General features: G+C 73.2%; 10 protein-coding genes. 6 read left to right on the top strand and 4 right to left on the bottom strand.

Going from position 1 to position 15,106, the window contains the following annotated elements:
* Positions 1-25: 25 nt before the first annotated feature.
* The gene (locus tag ACF09K_RS20720) at positions 26-3,211 is read right to left on the bottom strand and encodes an amino acid adenylation domain-containing protein (RefSeq protein ID WP_392245464.1); all 3,186 of its coding nucleotides are present in this window, start codon (positions 3,209-3,211) and stop codon (positions 26-28) included.
* 227 nt (positions 3,212-3,438) lie between these two features.
* Between ACF09K_RS20720 and ACF09K_RS20715 the strand changes: the two genes are divergently transcribed.
* Positions 3,439-4,707 carry an MFS transporter gene (locus ACF09K_RS20715; protein WP_392245462.1) on the top strand — a complete coding sequence of 423 codons (1,269 nt, stop codon included), beginning with the start codon at positions 3,439-3,441 and terminating at the stop codon, positions 4,705-4,707.
* 47 nt (positions 4,708-4,754) lie between these two features.
* On the opposite strand, the gene ACF09K_RS20710 is transcribed toward ACF09K_RS20715, so the two are convergent.
* Complete coding sequence (locus tag ACF09K_RS20710) at positions 4,755-5,579, bottom strand: SDR family oxidoreductase (protein ID WP_392245461.1); 825 nt, start codon at positions 5,577-5,579, stop codon at positions 4,755-4,757.
* A 462-nt stretch (positions 5,580-6,041) separates the two neighbouring features.
* Here ACF09K_RS20710 and ACF09K_RS20705 point away from each other — a divergent pair, with 462 nt between their 5' ends.
* Complete coding sequence (locus tag ACF09K_RS20705) at positions 6,042-7,319, top strand: ricin-type beta-trefoil lectin domain protein (RefSeq protein WP_392245459.1); 1,278 nt, start codon at positions 6,042-6,044, stop codon at positions 7,317-7,319.
* 254 nt (positions 7,320-7,573) lie between these two features.
* Positions 7,574-7,933 carry a DUF1330 domain-containing protein gene (locus tag ACF09K_RS20700; RefSeq protein WP_392245557.1) on the top strand — a complete coding sequence of 120 codons (360 nt, stop codon included), beginning with the start codon at positions 7,574-7,576 and terminating at the stop codon, positions 7,931-7,933.
* 126 nt (positions 7,934-8,059) lie between these two features.
* Here the strand turns inward: ACF09K_RS20700 and ACF09K_RS20695 are convergent, their stop codons facing one another.
* A complete protein-coding gene (locus ACF09K_RS20695; RefSeq protein ID WP_392245457.1) occupies positions 8,060-8,485 on the bottom strand; it encodes an ATP-binding protein in 426 nt (141 codons plus the stop codon).
* A 266-nt stretch (positions 8,486-8,751) separates the two neighbouring features.
* Between ACF09K_RS20695 and ACF09K_RS20690 the strand changes: the two genes are divergently transcribed.
* From ACF09K_RS20690 to ACF09K_RS20680, 3 genes are all read left to right on the top strand, one after another.
* A complete protein-coding gene (locus tag ACF09K_RS20690) occupies positions 8,752-9,717 on the top strand; it encodes an expansin EXLX1 family cellulose-binding protein (RefSeq protein ID WP_392245456.1) in 966 nt (321 codons plus the stop codon).
* Between the two features lie 101 nt (positions 9,718-9,818).
* On the top strand, positions 9,819-10,328 hold the full coding sequence (locus tag ACF09K_RS20685; RefSeq protein ID WP_392245454.1) for an SRPBCC family protein: 510 nt from the start codon (positions 9,819-9,821) through the stop codon (positions 10,326-10,328).
* Positions 10,329-10,632: 304 nt separating this feature from the next.
* Positions 10,633-11,367 carry a D-Ala-D-Ala carboxypeptidase family metallohydrolase gene (locus tag ACF09K_RS20680; protein ID WP_392245452.1) on the top strand — a complete coding sequence of 245 codons (735 nt, stop codon included), beginning with the start codon at positions 10,633-10,635 and terminating at the stop codon, positions 11,365-11,367.
* Positions 11,368-11,689: 322 nt separating this feature from the next.
* Here the strand turns inward: ACF09K_RS20680 and ACF09K_RS20675 are convergent, their stop codons facing one another.
* The gene (locus ACF09K_RS20675) at positions 11,690-14,968 is read right to left on the bottom strand and encodes a LamG-like jellyroll fold domain-containing protein (protein ID WP_392245450.1); all 3,279 of its coding nucleotides are present in this window, start codon (positions 14,966-14,968) and stop codon (positions 11,690-11,692) included.
* Positions 14,969-15,106: the final 138 nt, after the last annotated feature.

Here is a 15,106-nt window from a genome sequence, read left to right as displayed (position 1 = left end):
GCGCGACGACAGCCCGCACCCGGCCTCACGGCTGGCCGGTGGCGGCCGCGACGACCGCCTCCTCCAGCTCGCGCGCGAGATCGGCGAGCACCGGACGGTCGAACACGGTCCGCAGCGGCAGCCGGCAGCCGCTGAGCTCGGTCAGCCGGGACAGCACCCGGGTCGCCAGCAACGAGTGACCGCCGATCCGGAAGAAGTCGTCGTCCGCCCCGACCCGTTCCAGGCCGAGCACCTCCTGCCACACCTCGGCGACCAGTTCCTCGACCGGGCCGGACGGCGCCCGGTACACGGCGGCACGGAACTCCGGAGCGGGCAGGGCGGCCCGGTCGACCTTGCCGTTCGCGGTGAGCGGCAGCTCCGGCAGCACGGTGTAGGCCGCGGGGTGCATCCACCCGGGCAGCGCCCGCTCGGTGTCCTTTCGTACGGTGTCCACGTCCGCCCCGCCCCGCAGGCAGAGGTACGCGCACAGCTGCGGCTCGCCGCCGGGCGGGGTGCGCAGCGCGACCGCGGCCTCGGCCACGCCGGGGCATGCCGCGAGCACGGCCTCGATCTCACCGGGCTCGATCCGGTGCCCGCGCACTTTCACCTGCGCGTCGGTGCGGCCCAGGTACTCCAGGCACCCGTCGGCGCGCCACCGCGCCCGGTCGCCCGTGCGGTACATACGGCTGCCGTCCCCGGCCCACGGGTCGGGCAGGAACCGGCCCGCCGTCAGACCGGGGCGCCCCGGATAACCGAGGGCGACACCGGGCCCGGCCAGGAACACCTCGCCCGGACTGCCCACCGGGACGGGACGCAGCCAGACGTCCAGGACCCGCACCCGCATCCCGCGCAGCGGCCCGCCGACGTGGACGGACCCGCCCGGCTCCAGCCGGCCGCAACTGGCCGCGATGGTGGCCTCGGTGGGCCCGTAGAGGTTGTCGAGGACGAAGGGCGGCTCCGACGGGACACCGGCCAGGCTGTCCCCGCCGATCTGCACCGAGCGCAGAGCGAGACCTTCGGACGGCAGGCCCGAGGCCGCCGCGGCGGCGAAGAGGGGGGTGGTGAGGAAGGCCACCGTGACACCCTCCTCCGCCAGCCGCGACCAGAGTCCGCCCGGATCGAGCCGGTCCTCTTCCGGCAGCACGGTCAGGCTCGCCCCCGCGGCCAGCGCCGGGAGGGTGTCCAGCAGACCCGCGTCGAAGCCGGGGCCGGCCAGCTGCGACAGACGGTCGTCCGGCGTGAGCGCGTAGTGGTCGACGTACCAGGAGACAAAGTTGCCGATGCCCTCGTGCGTCACCAGGACGCCCTTGGGCAGGCCGGTGGAACCTGAGGTGTAGATCAGGTAAGCGGGCTGCAACGGCCGTATCGTCGGGGCGGGTTGCCGAGCGGGGTGCGGGGCCGACACGTCGAGGAGTTCGACGTGCGCGGGCCACTCGGGCCGCGACCGGGTGGTGTCGTCGGTGAGTACCAGCGGACAGCCCGAGTCCTGCAGCAGATGGCCGAGGCGCTCGGCGGGGTAGGACGGGTCGAGCGGCAGATAGACCGCCCCCGCGCGCAGTACGCCGAGCAGCGCCGCGACCTGCGAGGCCGAACGCGGCAGGCACACCCCGACCGCGGTGCCCGGGGACGTGAGACGGGAGCCGATCAGCCCGGCGATCCGGTCCACCTCCGCGCCCAGCTGGGCGTAGGTCAGCCGGGCGTCGCCGTCGACCACCGCCGGCGCGTCGGGGCGCTCCCGCACCTGGCGGTCGAAGAGGTCCGGGACCGTCGGCGGCTCACCGGCGGGGGCCCCGGTGGCGAACGCGTCGAGCTCCGTGGCCTCCTGGGCGGTGACCGTCGCCGTCAGCGACAGCCTCTGCCGGGGGGCGCGCGTCAACTCCCCCAGAAGCGACACGAATCGGTCCGCGAGCCGTTCGATCGTACGAGGAGTGAACAGATCGGCCGCGAAGTGCGCGTCGACGGCCAGCGCGCCCCCGTCGCCCGGGCCCGCGGCGAAGGCCAGGTCGAACTGGGTCCTGGTGGTCTCCCGGTACTCCAGCCGCTCACCCCACCCGGAACCGGCCCCGGGGACGGACTCGGCCAGGGTGAACACCGCCTGCACGAGCGGGTTGTGCCCGGGATCACGGGGCGGTGCCACGGCCTCGACCAGCCGGTCGAAGGACACCCCCTGGTGGTCGTATGCGTCGAGGACGGTGTCCCGGGTGCGGGCGACCAGCCGCGCGAACGACTCGGACTCGTCCACCCGGCCGCGCAGCGGCAGCAGGTTGACGAAGAGGCCCACGATCGCCTCGGTCTCCGCGGAACGGCGGTTGGCCGCGACCGAGCCCACGACCGGATCCGGCTGCCCGGTCCAGCGCGCCAACAGGACCTGGAAGGCCGCCAGCAGCGTCTGGAACACCGAGGCCCCGCAGTCCCTCGCGGTCCGTTCGAGGGCGGCCACGGTGGCGGCCGGTACCTCGAAACGCCGGCATCCGGCGGCGAACGTACGCTCAGCGGGCCGGGGCAGATCGGTGGGGAACGCCAGCACCTGAGGCGCCCCGGCGAGGTGCTCCCGCCAGAACGCGAGGTCGTCGGCGAAGACCCCGCGCTCGAACTCGGACTGCTCCCAGGCGGCGAAGTCGGCATACTGGTGGGCGAGTTCCGGCAGATCCGCCGTACGGCCCTCGACACCGGCGCGATAGGACTCGCCGAGTTCCCGGTGCAGCAGATCCATCGACCAGCCGTCGGTGGCGATGTGATGGATCACCAGGAAGAGGACATGGTCCCGGTCCGTCAGAGAGAACAGCCCCGCACGCAGCAGCGGGCCGCGCTCCAGGTCGAACCCCGCGGCGAAGAACTCGGCCATCCGCGCCCGGCGCACCTCGTCGTACCCGCCGCAGTCCTCGACGCGCAGCTCCACCGGCTCGACGGGGTCGACCAGTTGATGGAGCGCGCCGTCGGAGGCCAGGACGAAGCGAGTGCGCAGCGACTCGTGCCGGGCGACCAGGAACTCCACGGCCGACCGCAGGGCCGTCATGTCCACCTCCTCGCGCAGGCGCAGCGCCAGCGTCGAGTGGTAGACGGTGCCGCCGTCCAGGTCGGCCTGGGAGCGTAACTGGTGGTCGAACCACAGCCGACGCTGGGCGGTCGACGCGATCAGCGGACGGGACCGGTCGGCCCGCGGCATGGTCGTGCGGCGCGGGCGGGAGCGGAGCCAAGCGGTGATGTCGTCGTCGGGGGAGTCAAGCGACACGGTGCCCTCCGAAGGAGCCGTTGCGACAGGAGCCCTGGGGTAGCCACGCCGTCGCCGCCTGCGCTGCCGTCGACGACGCCTCACAGTTGATCAACGCCAGGCGAACGGCAGCAAGCCACCCGGCAAGTGACCTGTGCCACTGCGCAGTTGGCGGCGGCGGAGCATCTGTGGCCGGATCAGGAGGATGCCGTGGCACCTGCGGCGTCCGGCGACTATAGGGTCCCCGCATGATCGGACGACGAGACCGGGCCAAAAGCCCGATGCCGCGCACCTATTACCTCTGGCTGTCAGGAGCACTCGCCTCCATCCTGGGCGACGCGGTCCTGTACTTCGCCCTCGGCTGGGCGGCGGCCGCGCACGGCGGCACCGTGGCGGGTCTGGTACTCACCGCGATCAACCTGCCTCGGGTGCTGCTGCTGATCGTCGGCGGCACGGTCGGCGACCGGTTCGGTGCCCGGCGGGTGATGATCGTCGGCGACGCGGTCATGCTGGTCGGTATGCTCGTGCTCGCCGCGGTCTCCCGTCAGACCGGCCCCGTCGTCTGGCTGCTCGTGGCCACCGGCGTACTGGTCGGTGTGAAGGACGCCTTCTATCTGCCCGCCTCCGGCTCCATGCCGCTGCGGCTGGTCGGCAGGGAACCGCTGCCGCGCGCACTGGCGATGCGGCAGGGCGGGGCCCAGCTGGTGACCTTCGTCGCCGGACCCCTGGGCGGCGCGCTGGTCGCCGCCGCCGGCCTGACGGGGACGGCTCTGCTGAGCGCGGCGACCTTCACCGTCATCCTGATCGTCGTGATCGCCGTACGCCCCGCCTTCGACATCCCGCCCGCCCAGAGCAGCGGCAGCTTCCTGCGCGACGCGATGGACGGCGTCGGCACCGGCATGAAGGACCCCGTCCTGCGGGCCGCGCTCCTGGTCACCGGCGGCGTCGCGGGCTTCCTGCTGCCGGTGATCCCGCTGCTGCTGCCGCTGCTGGCCCGCCAGGAGCAGTGGAGCGCCGAGCGGACCGGCGTGATCTTCGGCGCGCAGAGCCTGGGGCTGCTCGGCGTGATCCTGCTGGTGATCGTCCGCGGTGCCCTCAGCCGGCCCGGACTGGCCGCCGGTGCGGGCGTGCTCGTCGCGGCCGGGGGCCTGGGCCTGCTCGCCCTGGCCCCCGGCACCGCGGTCCTCGCGGCCGTCCTGGTAGGTGTCGGGTCGGGGTTCTTCGCCTCCCACATCGGCCCGCTGGTGCTGATGAGCGCCCCGCACTCGCACCTCGCCCGTATGCAGGCCCTGCTCACCCTGGTGCAGAGCGTGGCCCTGCTGGCCATGAACAACGTCCTCGGCAACCTCTCCCGGCTCACCAGCCCCAACACGGCCCTCCTGGCCTGCGGCGCCGCCATCGCCCTGACCGGCTGCGCCGCCCTGGGCTCTCGCCCCCTGCGCACGGCCGCCATCGCGGCACCGGCCCCCGAGCCGGAGCAGGAACCGATCGCGGCGGGGGCGACGGACCCGGCGTGAGGTCCCGGCGTGACCCCCAGGTCACCCCGAGGGGCTGCACCGGCCTCTCAGCGCACCGTGAAGCCGCCGTCCACCGGTACCACCGCGCCGGTCACCTGACGGGACTCGTCACTGGCCAGCCACACCGCCGTGGACGCGATGTCGGTGGCCTCCACGAGGCGGTTCATCGGCTGGGACTCGGCGAAGGTCCGCTCGTGGTCGGCGGCGGGCACATCGAGGCAGCGGGCGATCTCGACCAGCATCCGCCCCTCCAGGGCCGGTTCGTCGCGCACCGAACCAGGGCAGAGCGCGTTGACGCGGATGCCGTGCGGCGCGTAGTCGAGCGCCGCCGCCCGGGTGAGGCCGATCAGCCCGTGCTTGGCTGCCACGTACGCCGCGAAGTAGCGGTAGCCGACCATACCCGCGGTCGAGGAGACGTTGATGACGCTGCCCGACCGCTGCGTGACCATCGCCGGCAGCACCGCCCGCATGGCCCGCCAGGAGCCGTTGAGGTCGATGTCCAGCATCAGAGCCCACTCGTCCTCCTCGATCTCGTGCACCGGCCGGCCCGAAGGCGCCGCGATCCCGGCGTTGTTCACCAGCACGTCGACGGCACCGAAACGGTCGAGGGCGCTGTTCGCCGCGGCCCGCAGATCCTCGGCGACCCGTACGTCACCGGCCTGCTCGACGACCGAGGCACCGGCCGCACGGCACTCCTCCGCGGTGGCCTTCAACTGGCTGGCGGTACCGAGCGGATACGGACAGCCCGGGTCGTCGGCGCAGATGTCGAGCAGCACCAGGTCCGCGCCCTCCTTCGCGAAGGCGATGGCCGTGGCACGGCCTATGCCGCGCGCAGCCCCCGTGATCAGCGCCGTCTTGCCTGCCAGCCGCATGGGTGAACCCCTCTGGACGTAGGTCACGAACGTAAGGCCGAATCCTATGACGCGTGATCACCTCCGCACCGGCCGTGCGGGCACGGGCCGCGACCTGGAAGGTCGCACCGTCACCCACCACGGACACGTCCAGGTCCGCGGCTCGGAGCGCGCGCACCCCCTGAAGGCGACCCATCGCTCTCGTCCAGGGGTCCACGCTGACAAGTCACCACCAGGCCGGGGTTCACGCTCTGTTCTCGGCTTCGGCTCTCAAGGGAGGTGGGCAGCCGGCCGGGGCGAGGCCCCGTGGCGGTCCATGCCGAACTCTTGACAGGCGCATTGTTCACTTCTTAAATCACACGGTGAAGTAAGTGTGTCCCCCCACCGCACCCATGTCGCGCCGACCAGCACCCCGCCCGCACGCGCATCTGTCATGCGCATGCCGTTATTGGTCTTCGTGTCATGCCCGACGAAGGGAGAGTCATGGACTCCCCGCGTTCTCCCCGCCGCCTCCTGTGGGCCCTCGCCCCGCTCCTCGCCTTCGCGTCGCTGTCCACCGGGCTCGCGCAGGGCGCGTCACCCGCGCCGGAGACCGCCGTGTCCACCGTCGCCGAGGCCCGGGCGGCCGCCGTCACCTTCTCCGACGAGTTCGACGGGCCCGCGGGCGCCGCCGTGGACGGCGCCAAGTGGCAGATCGAGACCGGCGACAACGTCGACAACCACGAGCGGCAGTACTACACGGCGGGCAACCGCAACGCCGCCCTGGACGGCCAGGGCCATCTGGTGATCACCGCCCGCCGCGAGAACCCCGGCGACTACCGGTGCTGGTACGGGCGGTGCGAGTACACCTCCGCCCGGCTGAACACGGCGGGCCGGTTCACCACGACGTACGGGCACGTCGAGGCCCGGATGAAGATCCCGCGCGGCCAGGGCATGTGGCCCGCCTTCTGGATGCTGGGCAACGACATCGGCCAGGTCGGCTGGCCGAACTCGGGCGAGATCGACGTCATGGAGAACGTGGGCTTCGAGCCGTCCGCCGTGCACGGCACCCTGCACGGGCCCGGCTACTCGGGCTCCGGGGGCATCGGTGCCGGGTACACGCTGCCCGGCGGGCAGGTCTTCGCCGACGCCTTCCACACCTTCGCCGTCGACTGGAGCCCGAACGCGATCACCTGGTCCGTCGACGGCACGGTCTACCAGCGGCGCACCCCCGCCGACCTCGGCGGTCGGCAGTGGGTCTTCGACAAGCCCTTCTTCCTCATCCTCAACCTCGCGGTCGGCGGTTACTGGCCCGGTGACCCCGACGGCAGCACGGCCTTCCCGCAGCAGCTCCTGGTCGACCACGTCCGCGTCAGCACCGACACCGCCCAGCCGGGCGGCAGCGGCCCCGTCACCGGCGTCGGCGGCAAGTGCGTCGACGTGGCCGGGGCCGACACCGCGAACGGCACGCCCGTACAGCTCTACGACTGCAACGGCACCGCCGCGCAGCGGTGGACGGTGGGGAGCGACGGCACGATCCGCGCGCTCGGCAAGTGCCTGGACGTGGCCTCCGGCGGCACGGCCGACGGCACCCCCGTACAGCTCTGGGACTGCAACGGCACCGCCGCCCAGCAGTGGGCCGTCCCCGCCGCGCGGGACATCGTCAACCCGCAGGCCGACAAGTGCCTGGACGCGACCGGCGGCAGCTCGGCCAACGGGACCCGGCTGCAGATCTGGACCTGCACCGGAGCGGTCAACCAGAAGTGGACGGTGACCCGTTGACCAGGCGCCCGCCGCACCGCACCGCGGCCACCGCGCCAGGCCTCCCCGTGCGTCCGGTCGGCACCTGACCCGGGCCGGGACGCCTCCCGGAAGCCGGTGGCCGGTTCCCTTCGGCAGGGGACCGGCCGCCTGTCGGCGCACGCCCCGCCGGGCCGCCGCCGTCGCCGTGCTTACCTCCCGGGTAATCGACCACGGCCCTCCCGCGGCGCAGGATCGTGGTCGTCGAGAACACCACCGGCCGGAAGGACACCATGATGTCTGCCTACGCGATCGCCCACCTGCGGGAGGCGGCGCCGCACCAGGAGATCGCCGAGTACATCGAGCGCATCACCGCGACCTTCGAGCCGTACGGCGGCCGCTTCCTCGTGCACGGCACACAGCACGAGGTGCTGGAGGGCGCCTGGCCCGGCCATGTCGTGGTGATCGGTTTCCCGTCGGTCACCGACGCGCGGGCCTGGTGGGCCTCCGCCGCCTACCGGGAGATCGCGCCCCTGCGCGCCCGGCACATCGAGGGCGACATCATCCTCGTCGCGGGCGTCCCCGCGGACTACGACGCGGGCCGCACGGCCCAGGGGATCCGCGAGGCGCTGTCCGGCGGCCAGGGTCTCGGATGACCTGATCCGCCGTCACTTTCACTTCACCCCGCAGGACTTCGGGCATCCTACCGTTCGGCTCCGCCGTACCGCTGGGCTCCGTCGGGCCGTTGGGCTCCGTCGGGCCGTTGGGCTCCGTCGGGCCGTTCAGCTCCGCTGTTCCTCCGCCGCGGGCGGGGTGAAGCAGGCCGTGACCGTCTTGCCGTGCGGGCAGGGGTGGGCCTCCCAGCTGTCGGCCAGGGCGTCGACCAGGAACATGCCCCGCCCTCCGACACGGTCGGTGCTGGGCTCCCGGGGAGCGGGCAGTTCGTCCGAGTTGTCGTGGACCGCGATGTGCAGACAACTGCTGTCCCACGCCATGACGAGCTGCGCGTTGCTGTGGGCGTGCCGGTGGGCGTTCGTGACCAGTTCGGAGACCGTCAGCAGAACGGCGTCCGCGGTCTCCGGCGCCTCGGTGGTCCAGCCCAGCGAGTCGAGGTGTTCCCGGGTCCAGTCGCGGGCGGCCTTCACCGAACTGTCCATCGGCAGGGTGCGCGCCCATCCGACCGCCCGCAGCGCCGACCCGTCGTCCATCGTGACCCCTTCCCTGGATGTGCCCTGACGGGTGGGCGTGTACCCCGGTTCGACGGGGTGAGGCGTGCCGCCCGGCAGACCGCGTGGCACGCCCGGACCGCACGCCGCGTCCGCACGCCGCGTCCGGACACGGAAGGGGAGCACGAGGAGAGGGGCACCGGAAGAGGAGCGAGTGGGGGAGGGCGTCAGAAGGAGGGCGGCAACCTTTTCCCGTCGGGCGGCGACCGGGTGACGTGAAGTCGACCCGCTCTTTCGAACGGACGGACATGAGGACCAAGAGGCACGCCGCCCGACGCCGCCCGAACACGCGCGCACGGTGGACGACGGCATCCGCGGCGCTGGTCGCCACGGGCGTACTCGTCTGCCTGGTGGTGGCCCTGCGCCCCGACGGCGACGCCGGTACCGGACGCACCGTCACGGCACCCGCCGCCGTCGCCCCGTCGGGCACCGCGACGCGCCCGCCCTCCGCCCCGCCGCCCCCCTCCCCGTCCCGCCCGTCCTCCGCGTCCCCCACGGCGAGCCCCGGCGCGAGCCCGTCGAGGACCCCGGCGGCGACGCCGCGGGCGCGTGCGTCGGCGTCGGGCCCCGCGCGGCCGGTCGCCGCGCAGCCGCCGGCGGCGGGCCGCATCCGACCCGGTGTCACCTACCGCGGACTCGCCACCCACTACGACGCCGGGGACGGCGACGGCGCCTGCCTCTTCGGCCCGAGCGACGACCTCATGGTCGCGGCGATGAACCACACCGACTACGAGACGTCCAGGGCGTGCGGGGCCTACCTCCGCGTCCGCGCGGCCAACGGCGCCTCCGTCACGGTCAAGGTCACCAACGAGTGCCCGCTGCCCTGCGCGCCCGGCCAACTCGACCTCAGCAAGCAGGCGTTCGCGAAACTCGGTGCTCTCTCGGCGGGGGAGCTGCCGATCACGTGGACCCTGACGAGCCCCGGCACCTCCGACACCGTCGCGGTCCGGTACAAGACCGGTTCCACGCGGTACTGGTGCGGCATCCAGGTCGTGGGCCACCGCAACCCGGTGGCACGGCTGGAGGTCCGGGACGGCGGCACCTGGCACCCGCTGCCCCGCGCCGAGTTCAACTACTTCCTCTCCGAACGGGGCACCGGCTGCGGAGGCGCCCTGCGGATCACCGACATCCACGGCGAACAGCTCCGGCTCGACGGCCTCGCGGTGCGCGCGGACGTCCTGCAGCCGACCGGGGTCCAGTTCGCACGGCACTGAGGGCCGGCGCCCGGCCGCCCACGGGAGGCACGTCGTACGATCGACGCTACTTGCCAGTAACGCACGTGCCGGTCGTGCGTTCCCGTCCCGCAGGAGGCCCCGTGGCCCGCATCCTCACCGTGAGCCGTGACATCGTCGTCGACGTCCCGCCCGCCGCGGTCTACGACGCGGTCAGCCGCCCGGCGGACATGGGGCGCTGGAGCCCGGAGAACCTCGGCACCTCGCGGCGGACGCCCGTCGGGCCGGCCGTGGTGGGGACGTCGTTCGAGGGCCTCAACAAGCGGGGCGGGTTCCGCTGGGTCACGCGCTGCACGGTGACGGCGGCCGAGCCGGGCCGCCGGTTCGCCTTCCGCGTCCACGCCATCGGCATCCGGCGGCCCCGCCTGCGCGGACCGATCGCCACGTGGGAGTACCGCCTGGAACCGGCCGGCGACGGGACGCGGGTGACGGAGTCCTGGACCGACGACCGCCGGGCCTGGCCGGACGCGGTCGCCCGCGCCTTCGACAGGACGGTGACCGGGGGCCGTACGTTCGCCGAGTTCCAGGTGCGGAACATCGAGATCACCCTGCGCAACCTCAAGAGGGAGCTCGAGGCGGCCTCCCGCACCTGACGCCGTCCGCCCGGGCCGTCCCCCGCGTCCGGCGTGAGGCGCCGCGGGACGCCGTGAGGTGCCGAGGCCGTCCTCCGGATGACGCCGGCGGGCCCCGGCGGCCCCGCCGGCGACCGCCCCGACGCGGCGGACCCGCTGCCCCGGTGGGCCGGCCGGACACGGCGGGGCGAGGGCCGGGCACGCTGCCGGAGCCGCCGTGCCCGGGCGCCGTTGACGCGCGTAGCGCGGTGCTCCAGGCTGTGCACGGGCCGCCGTCGAGAGGCGGTGGCCGGTCGGTAACGGAGTCGACGGTCGGGAGGCCGGGATGTTCGGACGCGTGTCACGTCTGCTTGTCTCATTTGTCATGATCATGGCAGGTGCGGTGATCGGGGTGGGAGCCACCTCGGGCACCGCGCACGCCGACGAGTGCTACACCTGGAGCCGCACCCTGTCCGAGGGGTCCTCCGGAAGCGACGTCACCCAGCTCCAGATCCGCGTCGCGGGATGGGTGACCTCCGGCGAACGGCTCTCCTACGACGGCCAGTTCGGCGCGCGGACCACCGCCGCCGTCAAGAAGTTCCAGGCCGCCTACGGCCTGACCGCGGACGGTGTCGCGGGATCGCAGACCTTCAGCAAGCTCTACGCCCTCCAGGACGCGGACTGCACACCCGTCCACTTCAGCTACGCCGAACTCAACCGGTGCAACTCCGACTGGTCCGGAGGCGCCGTCTCCGCGGCCACCGCGAAGGCGAACGCCCTCAAGACGATGTGGAAGCTCGAGGCCATGCGGCACGCCCTCGGCGACGTGTCGATCAACATCTCCAGCGGCTTCCGCTCCTACGCCTGCAACAGCGCGGTCGGTGGATCGTCCACCAGCCGCCACCTCTACGGCGACGCCGCCGACCTCACCGGATCGCCGACCCTGTGCCGGCTCGCCCAGCAGTCCAGGACCCACGGCTTCTCGGAGATCCTCGGCCCGGGCTACCCCGGCCACAACGACCACACCCACGTCGCCTTCGACCCGTCCCCGTACTGGTCCGCCCCCACCTGCGGCATCTGAGCCCACGCACCCCCACGGCACGCCGGCCGGCCCGGTCCGCCGCCGGGAGGCCCGCGGGGCGGCTCCGGCCGCCCCGCGCTCAGCCCCCCGGCCGCTCCCGCGGGCCGTCCGGCACCGGGGCGCCGAGCACGGCCGGCGGTCCCGGCCCGACCCGGACGGGAGCCCCGAGCCCGGCCCGTGCCGCCTCCGGATCCCCGCCGGCACGGTCGCCGGACCGGGGTGGCCGGCACCCCGGTCCGGAGCCGTGCCCCGGAGCCGGAGCCGGAGCCGGAGCCGGAGCCGGAGCCGGGCAGGGCCGGAGCCGCCCGTCGCTAACCGGCGGTCACGGCTTCTCCCGGTCGTGCAGGGCGCTCACCTCCTCCGCGGTGAGGGCCCTGTCGAAGGCGTGGACCTCGTCGACCGCTCCGTTCCAGAAATCGGTGTCGGCGCCGTTCCACTGGGCGCGGCCGACGGCGAGGGGACCGGAGCCGACATGGGCGGGACCGGACTCGGCCGTCGCCGCCGGTACGCCGTCGACGTACAGCGTGATCGTGCCGCGCGCGCCGTCCCGCACCCCGACGAGGTGGTACCAGCGGCCGATCTCGGGGGTGGCCGCCAGCCGGGCGCGCTTCTCGCCGGGGGTGCTGAAGGCGAAGGCGCCCTGGCCGTACTGCAGGTAGAACGGACTCGCCTGACGCCGGCCGTCCTGGCTGACCGCGGTGGCGTAGTTGCCCGGCAGCGCGTCGAGGGTGACCCAGGCCGACACGGAGTAGCTGCCCGTGGTGTCCAGCACCGGGCCGGCCGTCTCCGCGTACTGCCCGTCGCCGTCGAAGGCGAGTGCGCTGCCGCTGACCCCGGGAGCCCAGGCGGTTCCGGGGGACAGGGTCAGGGGCCGGTCGTTCGGTCCGTCGTCGCGGGCCGTGCCGCCCGCCCCCTCGTCGAGGCTCCAGTGGCCGCCGCCCTTCAGCGGCTCGCGCTCGCCGGCCGCGGCACCGGCCGCGATCACCTTGCGGTTGATCTCCCGGACCCGGGCCGGGTCGACCTTGATCTCCCTGCGGTCGTAGGTGTAGAGGCCGTTGAGTTCGTTCTCGAGGTCGGTGATCTGCGTGTAGACCGAGCCGGACAGTTCGGCCCCGGCCTGGTCGAGGTAGTACCGCTCGGTGTTCTCGACGTACGTGCGGGTCAGCGCCTCCTTGTCGGTGACACCGCTGTAGATCACCGTCGGGGTGCCGGGCCACATGTGGCCCGGGACGCGCAGGGTGAAACCGCCGTGCTCGCCGTCCATCGCGGCCCGTGTCCGGTCGGGGAAGGCCGGGTCGGTGTTGTTGTAGTCGTGGTGGTCGATGATGTCGCCCTTGCCCGAATCACCCTTGGAGTTGCAGCAGTTGACCCCGCTGTGGGCGTTGACGATCCGGGACGGGTCGGCGGCCTTCACGGCCTCGGCGATACGGCCGCTCTCCTCGCGGTCCCACTCGCCCCAGCCCTCGTTGAAGACGATCCAGCCGATCACGGAGGGCGCGTCGTGGTGCTGGCGCATCATCTCCCTGCCCTGGTCGACGAACGCCTTCTGCCCCGCCCGGCTGGTGATGTTCCCGGAGACGAAGTCCTGCCAGACCAGCAGGCCCAGCCGGTCCGCGTGGTAGAACCAGCGCGCCGGCTCCACCTTGATGTGCTTGCGCACCGCGTTGAAGCCGAGCCGCTTGTGCGCCTCCAGGTCGAAGGCGAGGGCCTCGTCGCTGGGCGCGGTGTACAGCCCGTCGGGCCAGAAGCCCTGGTCGAGCGTGGCGAGGGAGAAGACGGGCTTTCCGTTGAGCACGAGCTTGCGGTAGCCGCCGACGTCCGCGATGCCGACCTCGCGCATGCCGAAGTAGCTGCCCACCCGGTCGGTCGACCTGCCGTCGGTCAGGGTGACGTCGAGGTCGTAGAGGTAGGGGTCGTCCGGGCTCCACAGGTGCTGCTTCGCCACGGGCAGACGCAGTTCCCTGTTGGCCGGCCCGCTGACCCGGCCGACGACCCTGCCGCGCTCGTCACGGGCGACGGCCGCCACGCGCGCCTTCGTGGAGGCGCCCTCGGACTCGACGGTCACCGCGAGGCTGCCGGTGTCGATGTCGGGGGTCATGACTACGTTGTCGACGGAGGTGTCGGCGACCGGCTCCATCCACACCGTCTGCCAGATGCCCGACGACTGGGTGTAGAAGATGCCGCCCGGGGCGGTGGACTGCTTGCCCGTCGGCTGGTCGGCGCCGCCGGTGTCGGTGACCGCGACCACGATCTCCTGCGGCCCGGTGCCGGTGAGGGCGTCGGTGACGTCGGCGTCGAACGCGGTGTAGCCGCCGGTGTGTTCGGCGACCTGCCGGCCGTTGACCCAGACGCGTGCCCGGTGGTCGACGGCACCGAAGTGGAGCCTCAGCCGGTTGCCCTTGCCGACCTTCCAGTTCTTCGGCACGTCGACCAGCCTGCGGTAGAACATGTGGTCCTCGTGCCGTTCCAGCCCGGAGAGCTGCGACTCGACCGGGAACGGCACGACGATCCGCTCGTCGAGGGCCTTGCCGAACACGGGCTGTTCACCCGCCTCGGCACCGCTGAACTGCCAGGGGCCGTTGAGGTTCTTCCACGTGGCGCGCACCAGCTGCGGACGGGGGTACTCCGGCAGCGGGTTCTTCTCGTCGAGGGCGTCGCCCCAGGCGGTGGTGAGCCGGTGCGCGGAGGCGTTCCGCGCCGACCGCGCGATCCGGGGGACGGTCTCGGCGCCGGAGGTCAGGCCGCCGAGGCCGTCGTAGGTCACGCGGACCCGCTGGCCCTTCTGGACCGGCTCCGCGAGCGTGACGTCCAGGGTGTCGCCGTCACCGGGGGAGACGGCGAGCGAGGCGAGCGGCATCGCGGTGGTGTCGGCCTCGACCTTCAGGTGGTCCCCGGCGTCCCGGAGGCCGCCGACCTCGTTCTCGAAGCGGGCCCGCAGGTGCCGCCCGTCCTCGCTGACGGAGAGGTCGACCGGGTAGACCTCGAATCCCGCCGGAGGGGTGAACGCCGACTCGGGGACGAGCTGCCTGGGCATCGCCGGGGTCGACCAGCGCAGGAACATGTTGGATCCGCCGAGGTCCTGGAACATCTCCAGGCGGAAGTCGTGCGGTTCACCGGCGGCCAGGCGGACCGGCGCGCTCGTCTGCTCCCGGTCCCAGTCGGGTTCCCAGTGGTCGATGACCGGCCGGCCGTCGACGAACAGCCGGAAGCCGTTGTCGCCGATGGCGTGGAAGGTGTAGTCGCCGGTCGCCGGTGCCTCGATGCGGCCGGTCCAGCGGGCCGTGGTGTGCTCGGTCCGCCCGGTCAGCTCCTCGAAGGTGCCGGTCAGGCCGGGGAAGTCGATCTGCGGTTCGAGCAGGGTGCCCCCGAGCGTGGCGAAGTCGCGGGCTCCCGGCGCCGACATGCTGAAGTACTCGCCCTTCAGCCCGTGCACCTCGACGGCGGCCCGGCCGGGGGAGGGCGCCGGCGTGCCGGCGACCGGCTCCGCGGCCGAGGCGGTGGGTGACAGGCCGCCGACGGGCAGCACCAGGAGGACCGCCGCGATCAGCAGCGCCCACGCTCTGGTGGCCGGCCGGCCGTGTCGTGTGGTCGGTGTGGTCATCGAGACCTTTCTCGCGCAGGGGCATCGAGCGGGCATCGAGGGGGAACCGGGCGGCGTCGACGCGGGAACGGTGTCCTCACGGCCGTTCACTCCACGAACGGCCTTGTGCAGCAGGGGACTTGATCACGGGCAGGGGAG

Source organism: Streptomyces sp. NPDC014882, from assembly GCF_043081325.1.
Taxonomy (GTDB): Bacteria; Actinomycetota; Actinomycetes; order Streptomycetales; family Streptomycetaceae; genus Streptomyces.
The sequence above is the reverse complement of the archived record's forward strand: the minus strand, read 5'-3'. Positions and strand labels throughout refer to the sequence as shown.